The 22,126-nt window shown below is 63.0% G+C and carries 22 protein-coding genes; 8 read left to right on the top strand and 14 right to left on the bottom strand.

Annotation, left to right across the window (positions count from 1 at the left end):
• Window positions 1-71 precede the first annotated feature (71 nt).
• The 6 genes from FJ951_RS17720 to FJ951_RS17695 all read left to right on the top strand — a co-directional run bounded on the left by FJ951_RS17720 (window position 72) and on the right by FJ951_RS17695 (window position 6,840).
• A complete protein-coding gene (locus FJ951_RS17720) occupies window positions 72-2,633 on the top strand; it encodes an FAD-dependent oxidoreductase (protein ID WP_140516351.1) in 2,562 nt (853 codons plus the stop codon).
• Between the two features lie 100 nt (window positions 2,634-2,733).
• Window positions 2,734-3,579, top strand: a complete 846-nt coding sequence (locus FJ951_RS17715) for a DUF1194 domain-containing protein (RefSeq protein WP_140516349.1) — start codon at window positions 2,734-2,736, stop codon at window positions 3,577-3,579.
• A 210-nt stretch (window positions 3,580-3,789) separates the two neighbouring features.
• On the top strand, window positions 3,790-4,134 hold the full coding sequence (locus FJ951_RS17710) for a peptidase inhibitor family I36 protein (RefSeq protein ID WP_140495638.1): 345 nt from the start codon (window positions 3,790-3,792) through the stop codon (window positions 4,132-4,134).
• Window positions 4,135-4,274: 140 nt separating this feature from the next.
• Window positions 4,275-5,219 (top strand): ABC transporter substrate-binding protein, encoded by a 945-nt coding sequence (locus FJ951_RS17705; protein ID WP_140516347.1) that lies wholly within the window; start codon window positions 4,275-4,277, stop codon window positions 5,217-5,219.
• 62 nt (window positions 5,220-5,281) lie between these two features.
• Window positions 5,282-6,058: an ABC transporter permease gene (locus tag FJ951_RS17700; protein WP_140495640.1), complete on the top strand. Its 777-nt coding sequence runs from the start codon at window positions 5,282-5,284 to the stop codon at window positions 6,056-6,058.
• Window positions 6,055-6,840, top strand: a complete 786-nt coding sequence (locus FJ951_RS17695) for an ABC transporter ATP-binding protein (RefSeq protein ID WP_140516345.1) — start codon at window positions 6,055-6,057, stop codon at window positions 6,838-6,840. The genes FJ951_RS17700 and FJ951_RS17695 overlap by 4 nt, the downstream gene beginning before the upstream one ends.
• A gap of 9 nt (window positions 6,841-6,849) precedes the next feature.
• Here FJ951_RS17695 and FJ951_RS17690 read toward each other — a convergent pair whose 3' ends face one another.
• From FJ951_RS17690 to FJ951_RS17680, 3 genes are all read right to left on the bottom strand, one after another.
• Entirely contained in the window at window positions 6,850-7,851 is a 1,002-nt protein-coding gene (locus FJ951_RS17690) for a GlxA family transcriptional regulator (RefSeq protein WP_140495642.1), read from the bottom strand.
• A gap of 271 nt (window positions 7,852-8,122) precedes the next feature.
• Complete coding sequence (locus tag FJ951_RS29025) at window positions 8,123-8,257, bottom strand: hypothetical protein (RefSeq protein WP_127853696.1); 135 nt, start codon at window positions 8,255-8,257, stop codon at window positions 8,123-8,125.
• A gap of 358 nt (window positions 8,258-8,615) precedes the next feature.
• A complete protein-coding gene (locus tag FJ951_RS17680; protein WP_140516343.1) occupies window positions 8,616-8,801 on the bottom strand; it encodes a hypothetical protein in 186 nt (61 codons plus the stop codon).
• Between the two features lie 217 nt (window positions 8,802-9,018).
• Between FJ951_RS17680 and FJ951_RS17675 the strand changes: the two genes are divergently transcribed.
• Window positions 9,019-9,918 carry a LysR substrate-binding domain-containing protein gene (locus tag FJ951_RS17675; RefSeq protein ID WP_140495644.1) on the top strand — a complete coding sequence of 300 codons (900 nt, stop codon included), beginning with the start codon at window positions 9,019-9,021 and terminating at the stop codon, window positions 9,916-9,918.
• Here the strand turns inward: FJ951_RS17675 and FJ951_RS17670 are convergent, their stop codons facing one another.
• The 11 genes from FJ951_RS17670 to FJ951_RS17615 all read right to left on the bottom strand — a co-directional run bounded on the left by FJ951_RS17670 (window position 9,919) and on the right by FJ951_RS17615 (window position 20,221).
• Window positions 9,919-10,899: an alpha/beta hydrolase gene (locus FJ951_RS17670; RefSeq protein WP_140495645.1), complete on the bottom strand. Its 981-nt coding sequence runs from the start codon at window positions 10,897-10,899 to the stop codon at window positions 9,919-9,921.
• A gap of 246 nt (window positions 10,900-11,145) precedes the next feature.
• On the bottom strand, window positions 11,146-11,331 hold the full coding sequence (locus tag FJ951_RS28495) for a hypothetical protein (protein WP_140559670.1): 186 nt from the start codon (window positions 11,329-11,331) through the stop codon (window positions 11,146-11,148).
• Between the two features lie 222 nt (window positions 11,332-11,553).
• Entirely contained in the window at window positions 11,554-13,683 is a 2,130-nt protein-coding gene (locus tag FJ951_RS17660) for an ASKHA domain-containing protein (RefSeq protein ID WP_140495647.1), read from the bottom strand.
• On the bottom strand, window positions 13,634-14,608 hold the full coding sequence (locus tag FJ951_RS17655; protein WP_140495648.1) for a methyltetrahydrofolate cobalamin methyltransferase: 975 nt from the start codon (window positions 14,606-14,608) through the stop codon (window positions 13,634-13,636). The genes FJ951_RS17660 and FJ951_RS17655 overlap by 50 nt, the downstream gene beginning before the upstream one ends.
• An 81-nt stretch (window positions 14,609-14,689) precedes the next feature.
• The gene (locus FJ951_RS17650) at window positions 14,690-15,781 is read right to left on the bottom strand and encodes a methylenetetrahydrofolate reductase (protein WP_140516341.1); all 1,092 of its coding nucleotides are present in this window, start codon (window positions 15,779-15,781) and stop codon (window positions 14,690-14,692) included.
• A complete protein-coding gene (locus tag FJ951_RS17645; protein WP_140516339.1) occupies window positions 15,778-16,398 on the bottom strand; it encodes a methylenetetrahydrofolate reductase C-terminal domain-containing protein in 621 nt (206 codons plus the stop codon). The genes FJ951_RS17650 and FJ951_RS17645 overlap by 4 nt, the downstream gene beginning before the upstream one ends.
• Complete coding sequence (locus tag FJ951_RS17640) at window positions 16,391-16,693, bottom strand: virulence factor (protein ID WP_140516337.1); 303 nt, start codon at window positions 16,691-16,693, stop codon at window positions 16,391-16,393. Before FJ951_RS17640 ends, FJ951_RS17645 begins: the two co-directional genes overlap by 8 nt.
• A gap of 202 nt (window positions 16,694-16,895) precedes the next feature.
• Window positions 16,896-17,678, bottom strand: a complete 783-nt coding sequence (locus FJ951_RS17635) for a formyl transferase (protein ID WP_140516335.1) — start codon at window positions 17,676-17,678, stop codon at window positions 16,896-16,898.
• A 93-nt stretch (window positions 17,679-17,771) separates the two neighbouring features.
• Window positions 17,772-18,347 (bottom strand): DUF4893 domain-containing protein, encoded by a 576-nt coding sequence (locus FJ951_RS17630; RefSeq protein ID WP_140516333.1) that lies wholly within the window; start codon window positions 18,345-18,347, stop codon window positions 17,772-17,774.
• A 262-nt stretch (window positions 18,348-18,609) separates the two neighbouring features.
• On the bottom strand, window positions 18,610-19,236 hold the full coding sequence (locus FJ951_RS17625; protein WP_140516331.1) for a DUF1638 domain-containing protein: 627 nt from the start codon (window positions 19,234-19,236) through the stop codon (window positions 18,610-18,612).
• A gap of 286 nt (window positions 19,237-19,522) precedes the next feature.
• Window positions 19,523-20,221, bottom strand: a complete 699-nt coding sequence (locus tag FJ951_RS17615) for a B12-binding domain-containing protein (RefSeq protein WP_140495658.1) — start codon at window positions 20,219-20,221, stop codon at window positions 19,523-19,525.
• Window positions 20,222-20,510: 289 nt separating this feature from the next.
• Between FJ951_RS17615 and FJ951_RS17610 the strand changes: the two genes are divergently transcribed.
• Complete coding sequence (locus tag FJ951_RS17610; RefSeq protein WP_140516329.1) at window positions 20,511-22,085, top strand: trimethylamine methyltransferase family protein; 1,575 nt, start codon at window positions 20,511-20,513, stop codon at window positions 22,083-22,085.
• Window positions 22,086-22,126 lie beyond the last annotated feature (41 nt).

The following is a 22,126-nucleotide window of genomic DNA, read 5'->3' as shown; positions in this document are numbered from 1 at the left end:
GTCGTCTGCATATTGTGCGCCGATCAGACGGGCGCCGACGCCGCCCGCAACAGCATCTGGAGTCGCGGGCAATGGCAGAGTTTCCGAACAAGGCGAAGGTCGTCATCATCGGCCTGGGTGGCATTGTCGGCGCGTCGATCGCCCATCACCTGATCGAACGCGGCTGGGACGACATTGTCGGTATCGACAAATCAGGCATCCCGACCGACATCGGCTCGACGGCGCACGCTTCCGACTTCTGCTACACCACCAGCCACGATTTCCTGTCCTGCTGGACGACGCTCTACTCCATCGATTTCTACGAGAAGATGGGCCACTACGCGCGCATCGGCGGTCTCGAAGTCGCGCGCGTCGGCGATGACGGCCGCATGGACGAAATCAAGCGCAAGATCGCTTCGGCCAAGGCTTTTGGCACGCGCGCCCGGCTGATCGAACCCGCCGAGATCAAGGAGAAATTCCCGCTCATCGAAGAGGCAATGGTGCAGGGCGGCCTGTGGGATCCCGACGCCGGCCTGGTCATCCCGCGCTCGCAGACGGTCGCCGGCAAGCTCGTCGACCAGGCGGAAGCCTCGGGCAAGCTCAAATCCTTCGCCAACACGCCGGCTCGGTCGCTCGTTGTCAAGGACGGCCGCATCAGCGCCGTGGTGACCGACCGCGGCACCATCGAGGCCGACTACGTCATCGTCTGCGCCGGCATCTGGGGGCGGCTGATCGCCGAGATGGTGGGCGAGGACCTGCCCGTCATGCCGATCGACCATCCGCTCACCTTCTTCGGGCCCTACAACGAGTTCGCCGGCACGGGCAAGGAGATCGGCTGGCCGCTGCTGCGCGACCAGGGCAATTCGGCCTATATGCGCGACACCGGCGACCCCAAGACCGCCGAGGGCGGGCAGATCGAATGGGGTTATTACGAAGAGACCAATCCGCGCCTTTGCCATCCGCGCGACCTGCTCGAGAAGGACCAGGCCCGGCTTTCGCCTTCGCAGCGCGATCTCGACATGGAGCAGATCCTGGCGCCGCTGGAGCGCGCCATGGAACTGACGCCGATCCTGGGCGAGCTCGGCTACAACGAAAGCCATTCCTTCAACGGCCTGCTGCAGGTGACGGCGGATGGCGGCCCGTCGATGGGCGAGAGCCAGAAGGTGAGGGGGCTGTGGTATGCCGTTGCCATCTGGGTCAAGGACGGCCCGGGCATGGGCAAGCTCATCGCCGACTGGATGACGGACGGCCGCACCTCGATCGACCATCACGCCATCGACTATGCGCGTTTCTATCCGCACCAGACCAAGGAGCAGTTCATCTGGGATCGCTGCACCGAGACGGCGATGAAGGTCTACAATCCCGCCGTGCATCCGCGCGAGCCCTTCTCCAAGGGCCGCAACATAAGGCGCTCGCCCTTCTGGGAGCGCGAGAAGGAACTCGGCGGCTATTTCATGGAACTGGGCGGCTGGGAGCGCGCGCACGGCTATGCCGCCAACGAGCATCTTCTGGAGAAATACGCCAACCGGGTACCGGTGCGCGAGAACGAATGGGACAACCGCCATTTCTGGCGCGTCTCCAATGCCGAGCATCTGGCGATGAGCGAAGACTGCGGCATCGTCAACCTGTCGCACTTCTCGATGTACGACATCGAGGGACCCGACCACGTCGCGCTGCTGGAGTGGCTGTGCGCGGCCAAGATCGGCGGCGACAACAATATCGGCAAGGGCATCTACACCCACTTCCTCGACGAGGAAGGCATGGTGCGCGCCGACTTCACGGTCATCCGCATGGCCGACCGCTGCCGTTTGATCGATGGCGCGGACGCCGGCCCGCGCGACTTCCAGTACATGCGCCGCACCGCGCAGGATAAAGGTTTCGATGTCACCATCACCGATGTGACGGAAAAATACGTCACCATCGGCATCTGGGGCCCGAACGCGCGAGCAACCCTGCAAAAGGTGGTCGAGAATCCCGAGGGCCTTGCGCTGGAGAATTTCCCGTTCGCCGCGATCAAGCCGATCCGGATCGCCGGCAAGGACGTCACCGCCTTCCGCATCTCCTATGTCGGCGAACAGGGATGGGAACTGCACATGCGCTACGAGGACGGCCTGGCCGTCTGGGACGCGCTGCGCTCGACCGGCATCATGCCGTTCGGCGTCGAGACCTATGCCAATACGCGGCGCATGGAAAAGAGCCTGCGTTTGCAGAATGCCGATCTGCTCACCGAGTACAACCTGCTCGAGGCCGATCTTGCCCGCCCGAAAGTCAAGGAGAACGACTTCTGCGGCAAGGCCAAGCACCTGGAATACCGCGCCCGCGAGCACCAGCCGGCGATGCTGTGCACGCTGGTGATGACCGAAAACACCGATTCCAAGGGTGTGGCGCGTTATCCGGTGGGCACGATGCCGGTGCTGGACCCCGAGACCGGCGAGACGCTGGTCGACGAACTCGGCCGCCGTTCCTTCACCACGTCGGTCGCCTACGGCCCGACCATCGGCAAGAACATCGCGCTCGCCTATCTGCCATGGGCCTATGCCCAAGAGGGCCGCAAGCTGAAGGTGGAGTATTTCGGCGAGACCTATCCGGTCGAGGTCGCCGGGGTCGGCTACAAGCCGCTCTACGATCCGGAGAATTTGAAGCCGAGAAGCTAGGCAACCTCCCAGCAGGGCTCGTGAGCAAATTTTGATAAGCCCGGCGGCTATGGTCGGGCTTTTCTCTTTTTCGGCTGGCGATTCTGGCTTACCCTGCGGCATGTCTGCTTTTGCTCGCGCAAGACATCTGCTTTCAGGCGCCGCCGCCCTGGCGCTGATGCTGTGGCTGGCCCCGGTGTCGCTCGCGGACGAACCCGTCGACGTCGAACTGGTGCTGGCGGTCGACGTCTCGCTGTCCATGTCGGCGGACGAGCTCGAGATCCAGCGTCGCGGCTACGCTGCTGCATTGACGCACGATCATGTGCTGCAAGCCATCGCCGCCGGCGCTTATGGCAGGATCGCCGTTACTTATGTCGAATGGGCTGGCACCAACTCGCAGCACGTCATCGTGCCGTGGACGGTGATCTCCACTCGCGCCGACGCCGAGCAGGTGGTGGCGCGGCTGTCCGCCCAGCCTCCCAACAGCGCGCGGCGCACGTCTATCTCCGGCGCGCTGGAATTCGGCGCGGACCTTTTCGCAGAAAGTGGCTTTCAAGGGACGAAGCGGGTCATCGATATTTCCGGCGACGGCCCCAACAACCAGGGCGCGCCGGTCGATATCATCCGCGACGAGGTGGTCAAGCAAGGCATCGTCATAAACGGCTTGCCGCTGATGACCCGCGGCGGTTTCACCAGCGCCTACGATGTCAACGATCTCGACCGCTATTACAGCGACTGCGTCATCGGCGGTCCCGGAGCCTTCATGGTTCCGGTCAACGACTGGACGCAGTTTCCCGAAGCTATCCGCCGCAAGCTTGTGCTTGAGCTCGCCGGCCCGGCCTCGCCGCGGTCGGTTGACCAGGCCAATCGTCCGCCGGTGGTGCTGGCGCAGGCCGAACAGGCCAGCGATTGCCTGGTCGGCGAAAAGATGTGGCGCAACCGCAATTGGATGCTCGATAGCCGCTGAGAAATTCCAGAAAAAGCGCATAGCGCCTTCCCGGTACGCGCGTAACGCTTTCCCTTTGGAATTGATTGAAAAAAATAGTTAAAGCGGTTCGGCGTTTCCGTGAAATGCCGAACTGTTCCAGGCTTGCCAGTCCGGCAGAAGCAGTGGCAAACTGACCTTGCCGCGCCATCCGGCGGGCGGGGTGACGCGGTCAAACCGAGGAAACACCAGATGAGACGTCTAGCTATCCTGACTGCGGTCGCGTCCATGCTTTACGCCGACGGCGCCAGCGCCCAATACGACGATCAGGCCGCCTGCATCATGTTCGAAAATGGCAATTTTCGCGGACGGTCGATCGCGCTCGGGGCCGACGATTCGGTCAATTTTCGCGGCCGCGAGTTCTGGAACGACCGCGTGTCGTCGGTGATCGTTCGCCGAGGCTGCACTCTCGTTGCCTATGAGGATTCGCGCAGGGGAGGCCGATCGATCGAGATCAGGCGCAGGGTCCGCGATTTCGGCGGTAGCGACTGGAACGACCGAATCTCGTCCGCGGAGTGCTACTGCGACCAGTATTGACGAGAAGGTCCTCGGCCTTGCCGTTTTGTGGCGGCAAGGCGAACCTTCGTCGCCGACGATGTGGGCAAACACGGCCCTGTTCATTGACAGCCGGGCGGCGTCCGTGAACATTCCCCCAGAGAAAACAAAGGGGAACTGACATGAACAGGACCATTATCCTTACGCTGGCGCTTGCCGCCGGCTTGTCCGCGCCGGCGATGGCCGCCACATCGGTCACTATCGGCATCAGCGGCTGGACCGGCTTCGCGCCGCTAACGCTCGCCAAACAGGCGGGGCTCTTCGAGAAGCACGGCCTCGACGTGACCTTGAAGAAAGTGCCGCAGGCCAGCCGGCCGCTCGCCATCGCCAGCGGCGACCTGCAATGCGCCGCCACCACGGTCGAGACGTGGCAGGTGTGGAACGCCAGCGGCGTGACCACCAAGCAGATCTTCCAGCTCGACAAATCCTACGGCGCCGACGGCATCGTGGTGCGCAACGACATCAAGACCGTCGCCGACCTCAAGGGCAAGACTGTCGCGTCCTCGGCGCCAGGCACCTCGCCCTATTTCCTGCTGGCCTGGGTGCTGAACAAGAACGGCATGTCGACAAAGGATGTCACGGTCGTCAATCTCGAGCCGGACGCGGCGGCGCAGGCCTTCCTTGCCGGCCAGAACGACGCGGCCGTCACCTATGAGCCGTTCATCTCGGCGGTGCGCGACAAGGCCGACCAGGGCCACATATTGGCGACCACGCTCGACTACCCGATGGTGCTCGACACGGTCGGCTGCACGCCCGAATTCCTCAAAGCCAATCCGGACGCCGCCAAGGCGCTTGCCGACAGCTATTTCGACGCGCTCGACCTGATCAAGAAGGACCCGCAGAAATCCTACGGCATCATGGGCGCGGACGTGAAACAGTCGGCCAAGGAGTTCGAGGATTCGGCGAAGTACCTGAAATGGGCCGACCGGGCGGAGAACAAGCAGTTCTTCACCAAGGAGTTCCAGGATTTCTCCAAGACCGCCGGCGAGCTTCTGCTGCAGATGGGGCTGATCAAGGAAGCGCCTGACGTCTCCACGCTGGCCGATACCAGCGCCGTGGCGAACTGAGCGGCCGCTGTCTTGCGGCGGCGCCCCGCGCCGCCGTTTCGCTTCCACAAGGACCGTTGTAAATGCCGCGCCCCCTGCATCCGATCTCGCCGGGCACGCGAACCGTGCTCGGCATTTCCTTCTTCGTGCTGTTCGTCGTTTTCTGGGCGTGGATCACGCTTGGCGGCCACGTCAACCGCATCTTTCTCGCCGATCCGCTATCGATGCTGCGGGATGGCTGGCGGCTGCTGGTCGAAGACCGGTTCTGGCTCGACATACTGATCACCATCTGGCGCGTCTTCGGCGGCTTCGTGCTGGCATCGGCCGTCGCCGTGCCGCTGGGCATAGCGATGGGCGCGTGGAAACCTGTCGAGGCGTTCCTGGAGCCGTTCGTCTCCTTCGCCCGCTACCTGCCGGCCTCGGCCTTCATTCCGCTGCTTATCCTTTGGGCCGGCATAGGCGAACTGGAGAAGCTGCTGGTCATCTTCGTCGGCTCCGTGTTCCAGATCATCCTGATCATCGCGGTAAAGGTCGGCTCCACGCGCCGCGATCTCGTCGAGGCGGCCTACACGCTCGGCTCCACCGACAACGGCATCGTCAAGCGTGTAATCATGCCCGCCAATGCGCCCGAGATCGCCGAGACGCTGCGGCTGGTGCTCGGCTGGGCTTGGACCTATGTCATCGTCGCTGAACTGATCGGCTCGTCGTCGGGCATCGGCTACATGATCATCAACAGCCAGTCGCGACTGGCAACCGGCCAGATCATCTTCGGCATCATCGTCATCGGGCTGATCGGGCTGTTGTCCGATCTTGCCTTCAAGGCGCTTAATCGCTGGCTCTTCCCATGGAGCCTGGCATGAGCAAGCTTCTCATCGAGGGCGTCTCGCGCACGTTCGCCGGCGTGCGCGGCGGCTCACCGGTCCAGGCGCTGATGCCTGTCGACCTGGCGGTCGCGGCCAATGATTTCATCACCATCCTGGGACCTTCGGGATGCGGGAAGTCGACGCTCTTGCGCATCGTCGCCGGGCTGGAGGCGCCGAGCGAAGGGCGCGTGCTGCTCGACGGCAAAGCGGTGACCCGGCCGGGGCCGGATCGCGGCATGGTCTTCCAGTCCTATACGCTGTTCCCATGGCTGACGGTCGCCGAAAACATCGCCTTCGGCCTGCGCGAACGCGGCATGGCCGAGCGGGAGAGGGGCGAAATCGTCGCCTCCTATATCGACCTCGTCGGGCTGAAGGGCTTCGAGAACCACTGGCCGAAGCAACTTTCCGGCGGCATGCAGCAGCGCACGGCGATCGCCAGGGCGCTGGCCAACGACCCCGCGATCCTTTTGCTGGACGAGCCGTTCGGCGCGCTCGACAACCAGACGCGCGGGCTGATGCAGGAACTGCTGCTCGGCATCTGGGAACGGCGCAAGAAGACGGTGCTGTTCGTCACTCACGACATCGAGGAGGCGATCTTCATGGCATCGCGCGTGGTGGTGATGACGGCCAGGCCCGGCCGGATCAAGTCGGACGTCGCCATCGACCTGCCGCACCCGCGCCACTACACGCTGAAGACCAGTCCGGAATTCTCCGTGTTGAAGGCGCGGCTGACCGAGGACATACGTGTCGAGGCGATGCGGTCGGCAGAGGCGCTCTGAGGCGCGCCTCTATGCCGCCAGCAGCTGCTTGCGGTCGACGCGTTCCTGCTGCGGCGAGCGGGCGTAGAGCTCGCGGTAGCATTTCGAGAAATGCGAGGCCGAAACGAAGCCGCAGGCGACCGCCACCTCGACCACCGGCATCGAGGACTGGATCAAGAGATGCCTTGCACGGTCGAGGCGGATTTCGAGATAATAGCGGGCCGGCGAGCGTCCCATCTCGGTGCGGAACAGCCGCTCGATCTGGCGACGCGACAGGTCGACATGGTCGGCGATCTCGATCAGCGACAGCGGCTCCGACAGATTGCCTTCCATCAGTTCGATGATGGTCAGCACTTTCGAGTTCTGTACGCCGAGCCGGGCGCGCAGCGGCAGGCGCTGGCGGTCGGTGGGGCTGCGCACACGGTCGGTCAGCACCTGTTCGCAGACGCGGTTGACGAGATTCTCGTCGAAATCGTCGCCGATCAGCTTCAGCATCATGTCGAGCGCGGCGGTGCCGCCGGCGCAGGTGTAGATGTTCTGGTCGATCTCGAACAGGTCGGCAAAGACATTGGCCTTCGGGAATGCCTCGGAGAAGCCCGGCAGGTTCTCCCAATGGATGGCGCAGCGCTTGTTGGACAACAGGCCGGCAGCGGCCAGAACATGCGCTCCGGTGCACAGGCCGCCGACGGAGACGCCGCGATTGTATTCCTCGCGCAGCCAGGCAAAGGCGGACTTGTTCTGGTAGCGCTCGACATTGGTGCCGCTACAGACGATGGCCATGTTGGGGCGATCCGGCCCTCCCATCTTCCTGCGCTCCTCCTCCAGCGAGGTGTTGACCGCGCATTCGACACCGTTCGAAGCGCGCACCGGCTTGCCGTCGATGCTGGCGAGGCGCCATCGATAGGCCTCGTAGCCGAGCATGCGATTGGCCGAGCGCAGCGGGTCGAGCGCCGTCGCAAACGCGATCATGGTGAAGTCGGGAATGAGAAAAAATACAAACGATCGCTTGATCGGATGCTTAACGGCGTTCACGGGAACCTCACGCAGCCATGGCGCGAACAGAATGTCGCGAATAGCATAGCGACAACAGGAAAAACCATCCTTGTCAATCGGCTAAGGAGCTTTAGCAAGATTTAATTTGCGACATGGGTCGCAAATGGGCAATCGTGTTGCGATGCCGCGCAGCCGCGGCGCCGTTCGTGATGGAAGCGCCGTCAGGGTGTGCAAACAAACGCCGCCTCGGCGGAACCGGGCGGCGTCATCTATTCAGGCAGCGCGAGGGAGCGCTGCCTGCGGGATCGGTTCAGGCGACGAAACCGAGGCGTGCGGCAGCCATGGCGCCGGTCTGGCCGGGCATGGTGTTGGCGAGGCGCTGGCGCTCGAGGGCCGTGGTCAGGTTCATTTCGCGGCGAGGGAAAAGGCGGGCAAAAAGCTTCATGTTCATCTCCAATCGGTTGCTCAGACGGGTCGCCTTCGCTTGATGGAGTGGGGCAGCTCGTTTGCTGGCGTGGATATAGGCTTGTGTAAGTAAAAACTAAATCGCAAAAGCGAAGCACTTGATATGAAAAGCGACACGCAAGGCGGGAGCCTTTGTAGGCACTCCCGGATTTTTCGTTAGCTTACAAAGCGTTAGCTCAAAACCCAGCCGCTATGCGGCTTGTTCATATGCGCCATGCAGCGGCAGCATGGCTCCAAAATTCATGTGAACGCAAATAAAACGGCAAAACAGGTCGGTAAAACAAGAAGACCTGCCCGGCGGTTTGCGCGGCAGGCCTTCAATGCATGATACACACGGTTTACTTTGCTCCAGCCCAGGATCCGACGCCGGCGCGTATGCCGGCCTTCGTGTCGGCCGCTTCAGGCCAGCCAATATCCTTCTGCAGCTCGATCGGCAGGGAGCGGATGGCGCGTTCGGTCTGGTAGCGGGCGCGGGCCGCGCTGAATTCGGTCGCAAATCGACCGATGGATGACAGGATAGACATTTCGATCTCCTCATGTCGGGGCGGAAGTGCCCGGCAATGCCTTACGTCAGGTCTGTATCAGCTTCATTGCATGTCGAAGGCAGGTCTGTGTCGTGATCGTTTCGCGGCTGCCTTGGCAGCATCCTGCTTCGATGGAGTTGACTATGCGCCCGAACTGATGTTCAATCAAACGAAATGGAATGATAGTTTGCATCAGAAAAATTGAAGGTCGATCGTCATGAACGCCCCACTCAATCATCCGCTGCCGCTGCTGGACCTCGACGTGCTGCGCACTTTCGTGGCGATCGCCGAAACCGGCAGCTTCACCACCGCGGCCAATGCCGTCTTCCGTACGCCCTCGGCGGTCTCCATGCAGATCAAGAAGCTGGAAGATATTCTGGGCCGCTCGGTGTTCGCGCGCGATGCGCGCTCGGTGACGCTGACCACCGACGGGGAAATGCTGCTGGGCTATGCCCGTCGTCTGCTGTCGATCAATCGCGAGGCGGTGTCCAAGTTCATCATTCCCGATATTGTCGGCGTGGTGCGGCTGGGTTCGCCGGACGATTATGGCGAGCGCGTGCTGCCGCATGTGCTGAAGCGTTTTGCGCAGTCGCATCCATCGATCGCCGTCGACGTCACCATCGACCAGAGCAGCAATCTGCGCCGGCGCATGGATGACCGGGCGCTCGACATCACGCTGCTCACCAATTCCTACAAGACCAGCGCGCTCGGCGCCGAGGTGCTGTTGACGGAGCCGATCGTCTGGGCCGGCGCCAAGGGCGGCTGCGCGCATCTGCGCGAACCCTTGCCGGTGTCGCTGTGGGAAGAGGGCTGCGCCTGGCGGGCAGGGGCGCTCGAAGCGCTGAGCCGCGAGGGCCGCAACTACCGCATCGCGTATATGAGCGCGCATACGGCCGGCCAGCGCGCCGCCATCATGTCAGATCTCGCCGTGGCGCCGCTGCCGAAGTCTTTCCTCGGCAACGACATGGTCGAGCTCTGCCCCAAGGACGGCATGCCCGATATCGGCACCTATAACCTCGCCATGGTGGTAGCGCCGGACGCCAGCGCGCCGGTCAAGGCGGTGGCCGACCACATCCGGGCGACGTTCGAAGTCTTCCGGGAAACCGGCAAGTTCTGATCAACCGGGGTGCTCTGACTGGAGGCTCTGCCCCGAAGCCTCGGTGGACGGCGCTTCGAAGCTTGCGCCGGCGCCTTCAACAAGGGGCGAGGGGTTCTCGGTCAGAAACGCCACGATCCGTTCGCGCGCGCGGCGCGATTCCGGCATGTCGATCAGCGGCCAGACGTGGAACATGCCTTCCTCGTGCACGAGCTCTACCTCGACGCCAGCGGCCCGTGCTTTTTGTGCGAAGATCAGATTGTCGGGCGTGAGAAGATCGCGAGAGCCCGCCAGGAGCAATGTCCTGGGCAGCACCGAGAGGTCGCCATAGACGGGGCTGATATGCCAGTCCGTCGGGTCTATTCCGGCACTGTAGAGCCGGATAGCCTCCCGTCCGCCCGCGATCCCCAGCCAGGGATCGTTCCGCTCCGCCTCGAACACCTCGGGGTTTGCAAGCGAGACGTCGAGCCCGGGTGAGATCAGCACATGGCGCGACGGCAAGGGCAGGCCTTCTTCGGCAGCCATCATGGTGAGCACCACGGCCATGTTGCCGCCGGCGGAATCGCCCATGAAGATGATGTCTTCCGCCTCCGTCTCGCCGAGCATCCGGCGATAGACGTCGCCGACCATGCCGAACATGGCGTGGAAGTCATGCTCGGGCGCGATGGGATAGATGGGCACCGTAAAGGCATAGCCCAGCCGGTCGGCCATGTCGGCGATCAGGTGCCAATGATAGGGCGTGATTTCAAAGACATAGGCGCCGCCGTGCAGATAGAGAACCCGCTTGCGCTCGCCGGCCCTGGGGGCGATCTCGTAGACGGGAAAGCCGTCGACGGTGCGCGTCTCGATGTTGAAGCGCTGCTGCACTGACACCGGAGGGTGATGGTCCTCTGTCCGGCGCGCCGCAGCGATCCAGCGCTGCAGGTTTTCCGGGCTGGAAAACGCCTTCTTGCGACTGTGCCTGAGCACGAAGGATACGACGTGGCTTTTCAAACTTGGCATGCGGATACACGAACTTCGGCGGCAGCCGACTAAGAGAAGTCCCCTTCATATTTGAAGATCGTGCCCTGGTCGAAGATGTCAAGATTTACGCTGTGTGCACACGTCGCTGTGATGGGCGCCGCATTTCTCGCGGGAGGGATCAGCGCTGCGGCAGAAGGGCTGCCCGCAGGCGGTTGCTGGTGACGGCCGGAGCCCCTCGCGGGCTCCGGCGCGTGCCGAGCAGTTTGCACTTTTCGGCGAAGGTCATCAGCGCGTAAAGCCCAAAAGCAGGGCGGAAAGCGCCGCCTGCGGGTCGCTGGGCGGCGAGGCCGGCCAGCCGATGTCTTTCTGGACATGCGCCGGCAGGCTGTTCAGGGCGCGGACGGCCTTGTTCCTGGCATGGGCCTGCCTGATGGTCGCACCGTAGCGGCCGAGATTTTCGAACATCGACATTTTCATCTCCCTTGAAGAACGGCGGCGGCCGAGGATTATCTTCGGCCGCCGTTCGATACCGGGTAAATGCGCCTGCCATGTATCGGTCGGATTTCACGAAAACGGTGATTTGGTTTCCGGACAGGCCGATCCGGAAACATTTGCATACAAATGAAATTGCAGGGCCGTGCCGGTGGAAGGTGGGCGTCAGACGACGCCCATCATTCTTCTCGCACGCCCATGCTATTCCCGGCCACGTCGCGCGGCGTGGCCTTCGCGCGAACGCCGGCGCGGGGTGGCGTCGCCGGCGATGCCGTCTTCGCTCACCGTCTTGCGCGGCGGCAGCTTCACCGCCGCCGACAGTTTCGGGAACGGATCGACCTTGTTCGGCAACGCCATCGCATAGACGAAGTGCTCCTGGAATTTGGGCTCCAGTGCGGTCTCGATCTTCTCGATCTGGCTCACCGTCTCCTCGATCTCGCGACGATAGCCGCGATTGAGCAGCGCCATGCGCGCGCCCGCGCCGGCGGCGTTGCCGACGGCCGAGACCTTGTCGAGGTCGCAATCGGGGATCAGGCCCAGCACCATGGCGTATTTTGGATCGATGAAGGAGCCGAAGGCGCCGGCGAAGTGGATGCGGTCGACATGCTCGGTGTTCTGCTTTTCCATCAACAGCTTGGTGCCGGCATAGAGCGCCGCCTTGGCGAGCTGGATGGCGCGCACATCGGTCTGGGTGATGGTGATCTTCGGCTCGCCTTCCTTCAGCACGTAGGAGAAGGTGCGGCCGTTGGCGACGATACGCGGCGAGCGCATGCTGAGCGATCCGTCGACGACGCCGTCTTCCGAAATGATGCCGGCCAGATACATCTCCGCAACGATCTCGATGATGCCGGAGCCGCAAATGCCGGTGACGCCGGTCGCCTGCACGCTGTCGAGGAAACCCGGCTCGTCGGACCACAGTTCAGAGCCGATGACGCGGTATTTCGGCTCGAGCGTGTCGGGATCGATGCGCACGCGCTCGATGGCGCCGGGCGCGGCGCGCTGGCCGCCGGAGATTTCGGCGCCTTCGAAGGCCGGACCGGTGGGCGAGGAAGCAGCCACGACCCGGGCACGATTGCCGAGCACGATCTCGGCGTTGGTGCCGACGTCGACGATCAGCATCATCTCGTCCTGGCGATGCGGGCCCTCCGACAGCGTCACCGCCGCCGCGTCGGCGCCGACATGGCCGGCGATGCAGGGCAGCATGTAGAGGCGTGCGCCCGGGTTGAGCTTGAGGCCGATATCCGAGGCCTTGATGCGCACCGCGCCCGAGACGGCGAGCGCGAAGGGGGCGCCGCCGAGTTCGGTCGGATCGATGCCGAGGAACAGATGGTGCATGATCGGATTGCCGACGAAGACGGAATCCAGGATGTCGTTGCGCTGGACACTGCCTTCCGCGCAGACCTTGTCGACAAGACCGGAGATCGCCTCGCGCACGGCGACCGTCATGCCTTCGCGGCCATCCGGGTTCATCATCACATAGGAAACGCGGCTCATCAGATCCTCGCCGAAGCGGATCTGCGGGTTCGACGTGCCTGACGAAGCGGCGACGCGGCCCGACAGCAGCGACACCAGATGCATGGCGATGGTGGTCGAGCCGATATCGCAGGCCAGCCCATAGGCCTCGTTCTTGAGGCCGGGCCACAAAGCGATGACGCGCGCGATATCGCTGTCGGCATCCTTGTGGATGGCGGCGGTCGCGGTCCAGTTGCCCTTGCGCAAGATGCCCTGCACCTGCGGCAGCAAATAGAAATCGAATTCGAGGTTCTTGAAGTTCCAGTCCTTCATCAGCGCGATCTTGAGCCGGTCGAGATCGCCTGAAGGATTGTGCATGTCGGGTTCTTCGATTTCGACATAGCACATGCGGATCGCCGTATCGCGCGCGATCACCCTGGTGTCGGCATCCTTGCGGATGGTCTGTGCGTTGATGACCGTGTCCTGCGGCACGTCGATGACAAGGTCGCCGAGGATCTGCGCCGAGCAGGAGAGGCGGCGCCGTTCCGGCAGGCCGCGCACGCGCTCATAGCGCTCTTCCTTGGGCCCCTTGGGCGAGATGTGGTCGTTGGAGGAGACGATCTTGTGCTTGGCGAAATTGCCTTCCTGCACCTCGATCTGGCAGCGCCCGCAAGTGGCGCGCCCGCCGCACACGCTCTCGACATAGACGCCGAGCTGGCGTGCGGCATCGAGCACCGGCGTGCCGACCGGAAACCGCCCGCGTTTGCCCGACGGCATGAACAGCACGAGCGGATCGGTGATGTTGGTATGCGAATTCACGATTGCGCGCTTATCCCCTTGCCATGCGGGCTTCACGACCGCCACGACGGCGACCGCCATTGCCGCCGCCTTCGCCTGGTGCATTGACCGCCGTCGGAGCGGCGACCGCTTGGCCGCCTTCGGCCGGCTTGTAATCCTTATAGGTGCGAATCCAGTTGGTGCAATTCTCGTCGGTGCCGTTCAGAACGTTGGCGCCGCGCACGGCTTCCATTTCCTGCGGACGCACCGGGTTCATGATGGCCGATGTCATGCCGGCGCCGATCACCATCGGGATGAAGGCGGCGTTGATGCCGTGGCGGTGCGGCAGGCCGAAGGAGATGTTGGACAGGCCGCAGGTGGTGTTGACCTTCAGTTCCTCGCGCAGGCGCCGCAGCAGGGCGAACACCTGGCGGCCGGCATCGCCGAGCGCGCCGATCGGCATGACCAGCGGGTCGACGACGACGTCATGCGCCGGAATGCCGAAATCGGCGCAGCGCTGCACGATCTTCTTGGCGACGGCGAAGCGCACATCCGGATCCATCGAAATGCCGGTCTCGTCATTGGAGATGGCGACGACCGGCACGTTGTATTTCTTGATCAGCGGCAGGATGGCTTCGAGTTTTTCCTCCTCGCCGGTGACGGAGTTGACCAGCGGACGGCCCTTGGCGACCTTGAGCGCCGCCTCGATCGCGGCGGTGACCGAGGAGTCGATCGACAGCGGCAGGTCGACCAGGCCCTGGACGATCTCCAGCGTCTGTACCAGCAATGCCGGCTCGGTCGCGTTGGGGTCGACGGCGGTGACGCCGGCATTGACGTCGAGCATGGTGGCACCGCAAGCGGCCTGTTCCAGCGCGTCCTTGATGACGGTTTCGAAATTGCCGGCGATCATCTCGGCGGCGAGCTTCTTGCGGCCAGTCGGGTTGATGCGCTCGCCAATCACGCAGAAGGGCTGGTCGAAGCCGATGATGATTTCTCGTGTCGCCGAGGCAACGATGGTCCGGGTCATGAAATCTCTCCGTCGTGATATAAAGAGTTCTTTATATCGTTATCTCTTGCCGATCAAGCGAATGGTGGTTCTCCGCGCAAGTCAATGCGCGGTCTTCACCATGTCCACCTGGGTTTCGGTAACATCGTCGTGCAGGATATGGTCGAGCCGGTCGGCGACCATCTGGTCGTCGCGGCGGATTTCGCGCTTCCACGGCTGGCGGCCCTTCAGCACGCCCGATTCATCGACGATCTCGGCGACATACTCCTCCTGGCGGTAGGCCATCACATGGACGCCTGAAACGCCTGGGATTTCCTTCACCTCGTTGATGATGTCGATGCAGAGCTGCTTGCCTTCCTTCTTCTGGTCCTGGGCGCCTTCCAGCCGCTTGATGACGGTATCGGGAATATGGATTCCCGGCACGTTGGAGCGGATCCATTTGGCGGTCTTGGCCGAGGCGAGCGGTCCGACACCGCACAGGACGAACACTTTCTCCGTGTGGCCGAGATCGCGTGCCTTTTGCATGAAGGTCTTGAACATCGGTACGTCGAAACAATACTGCGTTTGGACGAACTGAGCGCCGGCGGCGATCTTCTTGCCGAGATGGATCGGGCGGAAGTCGAAGGGTGGTGCGAACGGATTGACGGCCGCGCCGAGGAACAACTGCGGCGGCGTGGTGAGCTTGCGGCCGGACAGGAACTTGCCGTTGTCGCGCATGATGCGGATGGTTTCGAGCAGCGACATGGAATCGAGGTCGAACACCGGCTTGGCGCCGGGCTGATCGCCGGCCTGCACGCCGTCGCCTGTCAGGCACAGCATGTTGGCGACGCCCATGGCAGCCCCGCCCAGCACGTCGCCCTGGATGGCGATGCGGTTCTTGTCCCGGCAGGCGATCTGCATGATCGGTGCGTAGCCCATGCGGGTCAGGAGCGCGCAGATGCCGACCGACGACATATGACAGTTGGCGCCCGACGCATCGACCGCATTGATGGCATCGACCCAGCCGTCGAAGATCTTCGCCCTGTTGTAGACGTCTTCGGGATCGGCGCTGTCGGGCGGGTTGAGCTCGGTGGTGACCGCGAATTCACCGCGTCGCAGGACGCGTTCGAGCCGGCCGCGCGAGGTGTGGCCGGGCAAGGGGTCGAGCGGCAGATGGATGCCGGCCGGGTTCTCGTCACGCTGGCGGGCGATCATGCGGCCGCTCCGGTCTTCGCATCGGCCGCGGCTTCACGGGCGGCTGCCGCCTGCGCGGTGACGCGCAGCCAGGCGGACGTTTCGCGCAGCGACTGGTCGACCGGCTTCTGCACGGCGAGAATCCTGTCGCCGTGCTCCATGTTGCGCGCCCCCTCCCAGGCCTTGACCCAGACGCAAGGCATGTCGGGCTCCACCTCGCAATTGCCGTTGGCGCGCACGCCGCCACAGGGGCCGTTGCGCAGCTGTTTTGGGCAGTTCATCGGGCACGACATGCCGGTCGAGGACAGGATGCACTGGCCGCACATACGGCAGTCGAACATGAAGCCCTTGACGCGCTTTTCGACAAACTTCACCGGGGCCTCGACACGGCTGTAACCGATACCTTTCCACAAGGGATGCAGCAGAAGGAACATGTCGGCGAAGCGGGCATAGAACCATTCGAGCAGGCGCGAGTGCCGGACCGACCACAATCTCACCGCGAAGGAGCGCTGCACGCGGCGCTGTGGCGACACGTCGGCCGGCTTGTAGTCGGATTTCGGTGCCGCCTTCTTGACCAGGGTCGCCTGGGTGATCGGCTGGAGAGCCGGGCTCTCCTTGGCGGGAATGGTTTCAGACATTTTCTTTGCCGCCCGCCTTGACCAGAGCGACCAGCCGCTCGCGGTCATATTTCGCGTCGATGTCCTGGAATGCCTTCTCGACCTCGGCTTCGAGGTCGTCGCCGACCGGAACCGGATCGGCCTTGCGCCATTCGGCCAGATAGTCGTCGGTGCCGCCGGCGCCGGTGCGCATGGCGCACATGTCGATCGCCTCGGTGAAGCGCAACGGCAGTTCGCGCTTGGCGTTCTGGCGGCCTTTCCTGACGATGACCTGGGCAGGGATGTCGCGCCAGTAGACGACGATCAGATCGGCCATGAATTCTCACTCCTCGATCTGCGAGCATTGCCGCATGCGCAATTGGGTCGCTTGTTATGGGACGACGCGCGCGCATTCAAAAGCGACGCATTTGGATGTCGTAAAATGAAAGGCGCGTTTATTCGTTCCGGCTTGCGCGTCGGCAGGCTCGAGACGCTGGGATAGCCCTGCCTTCGGCACGCGGCGCCGGACGCGGAATGCGCTACCAGATGCCGGTTCTGAACCCTGTCCAGAGATAATACCAGATCGTCGGATGGTACCACTGCTTCGATGGCAGGCCCGGATCGAACGTCGTCAGTTTTCCGGCCAGAGCATCGCTGACCGCCTCGACGCAGATGTCGCGCGAAAACGCCGTTTGGCGCAGCGCATAGCTTGAGATCGTGTCGCCTGGTTTCGGCTGGCCGTATGCCTGTTTCAGCACGCCGCCCGTGTCCACGCCGGCATCGACCAGATGCACCGTGGTGCCGAAATTCGCGGAATCGCCTGATGCCAAAGCCCAGTAGCCGCCGTTCATGCCGCGATATTTCGGCGTGATGCCTGCGTGATAGTTGAGCACCGGGCAAGGCATCCTGGCCAACACGTCCTTCGACAGGAGTCGGCAGCCGTTAAGCAGGACGACGCCTGGCTGGATTCTCTGGATCGCCGCGAGACACTCCGGCCCATTGGCCGAGGCAACATGGATGATCTCCTGGCCCGGCCGCGGCTCGGTATCGAGCTTCTCCTGCGCAATCAACCGGGCGGCATGGCTGGCGTAGAGCCGCTTGCCCAGCCTGCTCAGCACCATCGTGCCGAACTGGCCGATGGCCTGCAGCCAGCCCTGGCGACGGGCACGGCCAAGCAGCAATCGCTTTTTGGATTCAGGGACTTCCAGGATCACGATGACTGGGCCGACACGATCGGCAATGGCGTTGACCATTGCCCATACGTGCTGGCCGCCTCCGGTGACAACCACGATCGGTCTCGGATTGGTTTCCGGTACTGCCATTGATCTTGCCACCCCCGGGACCAACTGCCACGGCCGGAGCTTAGACGAGGCGGGTTAATCCTTGGTATGCCGGAGTCGTCAGGAAGGCTCCGCTCAGCGCTTGAACTCCATGATGTCGAGCTTCGATTCGTAATAGGGAGCGGGGAACTCGATGCGCCATTCCCCGGCGCTATTGCGGAAGGCGTAGCCGACCTGGTCGGTCCGGGGGCCGCTGCCATAGGGTTTTGCCTGATCGTTGTTGACGGAACCGGAGCCGAGATAGATCGCACGCTTTTCGCTGTCGTCGAAGAAGCGGCCCTTGGTGCGCTGCGAGCCGGTGAGCTTTTCCAGCCGCCAGCCGGAGCCGTCGTCGGTCACCCTGCATTTGAACCAGCCATAGATAACGAGCGGGCTCAGCCCGCCCACCTTGATGGTGCGGCATTGCCACTTGCCGGTGAGGTCCTTGTCGGAGAAGGCAACCAGCGGCTTGGCAAGCAAGGCGTCGAGTTGCCTGACCTCGCCAGGATTGCCCGCCTTCGCCTCGGCAAGAGCCGCCTTGCGCGTCTCGCCATATTTGTCCAGCCGCGCCTTGTCGGCGGCGGTGATCAGCTTCTGCACCTCGCCGTCAGCAAGCGCGGGCAAGGTGCAGCAGAGAAGGCCGGCAACGGCAAGCATCAGGCGAAGGGTCATCGGCATTCCTCGTCGGTGTCCGGCAGCCGACCACTGGACGGCGCCTTTGCATGGGTTGCGCGCAATTTACCCATTCGCGGCAGGCTGTCATCCGTGCTTAACAACGAAACCACGCCGCGATCCAAATTAAGGCAATTGGCCTGGGAACAGATCAAGGCCATTCTCCAGTAGAAGGCGGCGATCCGTCCTGTCTTCGCCTTCGGAAAGGGCGATAATCGCCAATCGCCGCGCAAGAGGGCCGCAGCCCAGCCAGCGTCAGACGTCAGACGTCAGCCGCGGCCTTGGCCAGCCCAGCCGTCAGATCGCCATAGCCTGTCGCGCGCCGCTCATAGACGAGGCCAAGCAGTTTCGCGGCCTTTTCCGCGACCTTGTCGAGCTCCGGATCGTCGGTCTGGGCCAGGTAGATCAGCTTCTCGTAATTGCCGAAATAGTCCTTGATCAGCTCCGGATGCCTGTCGAGGCCGAGCGGCTTCATGAAGAAGGCATCGAATTGGCGGCAGAGGAAATCGGTCATGTAGAAGGACATCATGTCGTCGTCGGCGACCTTCGCATAGGCATCCATGCCCTGGTAGAAGGCGAAGCAATGCGGACCGGCCATGCGTTCGACGCCATGCTTCTCGCAGACCCGATCGAGCAGGCCGCCGGTGCCGCAATCGGCGTAACCGACGAAGATGTTGCTGTAGCCTTCCGCCTTGGCCTTTTCGATGGCCTTGTCCATCGCCGGCGCGATGCGGTCCGGATAGAAATGAAACTCGGCCGGGAGGCATGTCAATTCGAGGTGATCGAGCCCGAGCTGTTCCTTGACGGCCAACACCTCGCGCGCAATCATCCCGCAGGCGATGATGAGCAGCTTGTCCGCTTGATTCTGCTTGGGTCTGGGCATCTTCATGAAACCAGCCGAGCCGGCTTTCGTTGCTGTGGGGCGATCTACCGAGAGAGGGATAAACCGTCGATGAAACTGTTACGCATTGCGCCAATCGCAATCCTGGCTTGTGCCCTGGCCCTTTCGGCCTGTGCCAACACCGTCCGCGGCGTCGGCAGGGATATCAAGTCTACCGCGAAGGCCGTTGACGATACCGTCAAAAAACCCTGACCGCCGCTCCCAACATCTGGGAACAAAAAAGCCGCGCTGCAAGGCGCGGCTTCGTTTGTTGAGCGTCCGCCTTGCCCTTGTATCAGGCGGAAGCGCGCACATTGTGTTTGCGCTTCATGTAGTCCTTGGCGGTCTCGACCGCCACAGCGGCGTCGCGGCAATAGGCGTCGGCGCCGACCGCCTTGCCGAATTCCTCGTTCAGCGGCGCGCCGCCGACCAGGACGACGTAGTCGTCGCGGATGCCTTTTTCCTTCATAGTGTCGATGACGACCTTCATGTAAGGCATGGTCGTGGTCAGCAGCGCCGACATGCCGATAATGTCCGGCTGGTGCTGCTCGATGGCATCGAGATATTTCTCGACCGCATTGTTGATGCCAAGGTCGATGACGTCGAAGCCGGCGCCTTCCATCATCATGCCGACGAGGTTCTTGCCGATATCATGGATGTCGCCCTTGACGGTGCCGATCACCATCTTGCCCTGCTTGGGCGCGCCGGTGGCGGCGAGCAGCGGGCGCAGGATGAACATGCCGGCCTTCATCGCATTGGCCGACAGCAACACTTCGGGGACGAACAGGATGCCGTCGCGAAAATCCTCGCCGACGATGCGCATGCCTTCGACCAGCGCTTCCGTGAGCACCTTGTAGGGTGCCCAGCCGCGCTCGAGCAGGATGCGCGTGCCTTCCTCGATCTCTTCCTTCAGACCGTCATAGAGATCGTCGTGCATCTGCTGCACCAACTCGTCGTCGGAAAGCTCGGAGAGGATAATCTCGTCGTCGGACATTGTTTCTCAGGCTCCTTGCTGCCGGGAACGACCATGGCAGCTTAAAATCAACGCGCCAATACCTAACCCGCAAGGGGCGGGTATCCATAGCTGATTTGCGACTTCCCGCAAAAGGAAAGCGACTGAAAAATCTATCGGTTTTCTTGTCGATTTTGCGACAGGCGTTGGCGCGGACGGGCCGTTTCGAATAGGGTGCATGGCTACGATCCGCCGGAAGCCGCGTTCGGCGGCCACAACGGTTCCGGGCCGGGCGCTAGTCAAGCCGGTCCAAATTCAGGGAAGAACGATCATGAGCGAACACGCGGCAGTGGACCAGGAAGCGTCAAACGCGCGACGTGGACGCGGCGCCAGCGGCGGGGCGGCGGCACGGCGGGCGGCGCGTTCGGGCGGCGGTCCCGGCACCCAGCTCACCTACATCAAGCGCAAGATCAACGTCTATGAAGTGCTGGACGAGGAAGGCCTGGCGCTGATCGAGAAGAACACCGACACGGTGCTGGAAGAAATCGGCATCATCTTCCGCGACGATGCGGAGGCGTTGCAGCTGTGGAAAGAGGCGGGCGCCGACGTCAAGGGCGAACGCGTGCATTTCCCGAAGGGGCTCTGCCGTTCGCTCTTGAAGACCGCGCCCCCCATCTACACCCAGCATGCCCGCAATTCCGAACGCTCGGTGCAGATCGGCGGCAATGCCACCGTCTTCGCCCCGGTCTACGGACCGCCCTTCGTGCGCGACCTCGACGGCGTCAGGCGTTACGCGACGATCGAGGATTTCCAGAATTTCGTGAAGCTCGCCTACATGGCGCCTTCGATCCACCATTCGGGCGGCACCGTGTGCGAGCCGGTCGACGTACCGGTCAACAAGCGCCATCTCGACATGATCTACGCGCACATCAAATATTCCGACAAGCCGTTCATGGGTTCGGTCACCGCGCCGGAACGTGCTGAGGACACGGTCGCCATGGCCAAGCTGGTGTTCGGCAACGACTTCGTCGAAAACAACACGGTCCTGACCAGCCTGATCAACGCCAACTCGCCGATGGTGTTCGACGAGACCATGCTTGGCGCGCTGAAGGTCTATGCGCGCCACAACCAGGCCTGCATCGTCACGCCGTTCATCCTCGCCGGCGCGATGAGCCCGGTGACGGTGGCCGGCACGCTGACCCAGGTGCTTGCCGAGGTGCTTGCCGGCGCTTCGTTCACGCAGCTGATCCGGCCCGGCGCGCCGGTGCTGTTCGGCACCTTCGCCTCGTCGATCTCGATGCAGTCGGGCGCGCCGACCTTCGGCACGCCGGAGCCGTCGCTGGTGTCGTACGGCGCCGCACAGCTCGCACGGCGCCTCGGCCTGCCGTTCCGCACCGGCGGTTCGCTCTGCGCTTCCAAAATCCCGGATGCGCAAGCAGCCTATGAAAGTGCCAACACGCTGAACTCGACCATTCTGGCCGGCACCAATTTCGTCCTCCATTCGGCCGGCTGGCTCGAGGGCGGGCTGGCGTCCTGCTACGAAAAATTCATGATGGACATCGACCAGCTCGGCATGACGCAAAAATTCTCCGAAGGCGTCGACCTGTCGGAAAACGGCCAGGCGATGGACGCCATCCGCCAAGTCGGGCCGGGCAGCCACTATCTCGGCTGCGACCACACGCAGGCGAATTTCCAGACTGCCTTCTATCGCTCCAACATCGCCGACAACAATTCATACGAGCAGTGGCTGGCCGAAGGCGAGAAGACCGCGCCGCAGCGCGCCAACGAACTCGCCCGCCGCTGGCTGGAATCTTATGAGGCGCCGCATCTCGATCCGGCGATCGACGAAGCGCTGAAGGACTTCATCGCCAAGAAGAAGGGGTCGATGCCCGACGCCTTCACGTGAAAGGAGCCCGAGTCAGGCGGGGCTAAAGTCGCCAACATCAT

The sequence above is a fragment of the Mesorhizobium sp. B2-2-3 genome, assembly GCF_006442405.1.
Taxonomy (GTDB): Bacteria; Pseudomonadota; Alphaproteobacteria; order Rhizobiales; family Rhizobiaceae; genus Mesorhizobium.
The sequence above is the reverse complement of the archived record's forward strand: the minus strand, read 5'-3'. Positions and strand labels throughout refer to the sequence as shown.

What these genes read in the sequence shown, in the direction of transcription:
- FJ951_RS17720 (WP_140516351.1), top strand. Translation starts at nt 72, where the DNA reads ATGGCAGAGTTTCCGAACAAGGCGAAGGTCGTCATCATCGGCCTGGGT.
- FJ951_RS17715 (WP_140516349.1), top strand. Translation starts at nt 2,734, where the DNA reads ATGTCTGCTTTTGCTCGCGCAAGACATCTGCTTTCAGGCGCCGCCGCC.
- FJ951_RS17710 (WP_140495638.1), top strand. Translation starts at nt 3,790, where the DNA reads ATGAGACGTCTAGCTATCCTGACTGCGGTCGCGTCCATGCTTTACGCC.
- FJ951_RS17705 (WP_140516347.1), top strand. Translation starts at nt 4,275, where the DNA reads ATGAACAGGACCATTATCCTTACGCTGGCGCTTGCCGCCGGCTTGTCC.
- FJ951_RS17700 (WP_140495640.1), top strand. Translation starts at nt 5,282, where the DNA reads ATGCCGCGCCCCCTGCATCCGATCTCGCCGGGCACGCGAACCGTGCTC.
- FJ951_RS17695 (WP_140516345.1), top strand. Translation starts at nt 6,055, where the DNA reads ATGAGCAAGCTTCTCATCGAGGGCGTCTCGCGCACGTTCGCCGGCGTG.
- FJ951_RS29025 (WP_127853696.1), bottom strand. Translation starts at nt 8,257, where the DNA reads ATGAAGCTTTTTGCCCGCCTTTTCCCTCGCCGCGAAATGAACCTGACC.
- FJ951_RS17680 (WP_140516343.1), bottom strand. Translation starts at nt 8,801, where the DNA reads ATGTCTATCCTGTCATCCATCGGTCGATTTGCGACCGAATTCAGCGCG.
- FJ951_RS17675 (WP_140495644.1), top strand. Translation starts at nt 9,019, where the DNA reads ATGAACGCCCCACTCAATCATCCGCTGCCGCTGCTGGACCTCGACGTG.
- FJ951_RS17670 (WP_140495645.1), bottom strand. Translation starts at nt 10,899, where the DNA reads ATGCCAAGTTTGAAAAGCCACGTCGTATCCTTCGTGCTCAGGCACAGT.
- FJ951_RS28495 (WP_140559670.1), bottom strand. Translation starts at nt 11,331, where the DNA reads ATGTCGATGTTCGAAAATCTCGGCCGCTACGGTGCGACCATCAGGCAG.
- FJ951_RS17660 (WP_140495647.1), bottom strand. Translation starts at nt 13,683, where the DNA reads ATGGCGGTCGCCGTCGTGGCGGTCGTGAAGCCCGCATGGCAAGGGGAT.
- FJ951_RS17655 (WP_140495648.1), bottom strand. Translation starts at nt 14,608, where the DNA reads ATGACCCGGACCATCGTTGCCTCGGCGACACGAGAAATCATCATCGGC.
- FJ951_RS17650 (WP_140516341.1), bottom strand. Translation starts at nt 15,781, where the DNA reads ATGATCGCCCGCCAGCGTGACGAGAACCCGGCCGGCATCCATCTGCCG.
- FJ951_RS17645 (WP_140516339.1), bottom strand. Translation starts at nt 16,398, where the DNA reads ATGTCTGAAACCATTCCCGCCAAGGAGAGCCCGGCTCTCCAGCCGATC.
- FJ951_RS17640 (WP_140516337.1), bottom strand. Translation starts at nt 16,693, where the DNA reads ATGGCCGATCTGATCGTCGTCTACTGGCGCGACATCCCTGCCCAGGTC.
- FJ951_RS17635 (WP_140516335.1), bottom strand. Translation starts at nt 17,678, where the DNA reads ATGGCAGTACCGGAAACCAATCCGAGACCGATCGTGGTTGTCACCGGA.
- FJ951_RS17630 (WP_140516333.1), bottom strand. Translation starts at nt 18,347, where the DNA reads ATGACCCTTCGCCTGATGCTTGCCGTTGCCGGCCTTCTCTGCTGCACC.
- FJ951_RS17625 (WP_140516331.1), bottom strand. Translation starts at nt 19,236, where the DNA reads ATGAAGATGCCCAGACCCAAGCAGAATCAAGCGGACAAGCTGCTCATC.
- FJ951_RS17615 (WP_140495658.1), bottom strand. Translation starts at nt 20,221, where the DNA reads ATGTCCGACGACGAGATTATCCTCTCCGAGCTTTCCGACGACGAGTTG.
- FJ951_RS17610 (WP_140516329.1), top strand. Translation starts at nt 20,511, where the DNA reads ATGAGCGAACACGCGGCAGTGGACCAGGAAGCGTCAAACGCGCGACGT.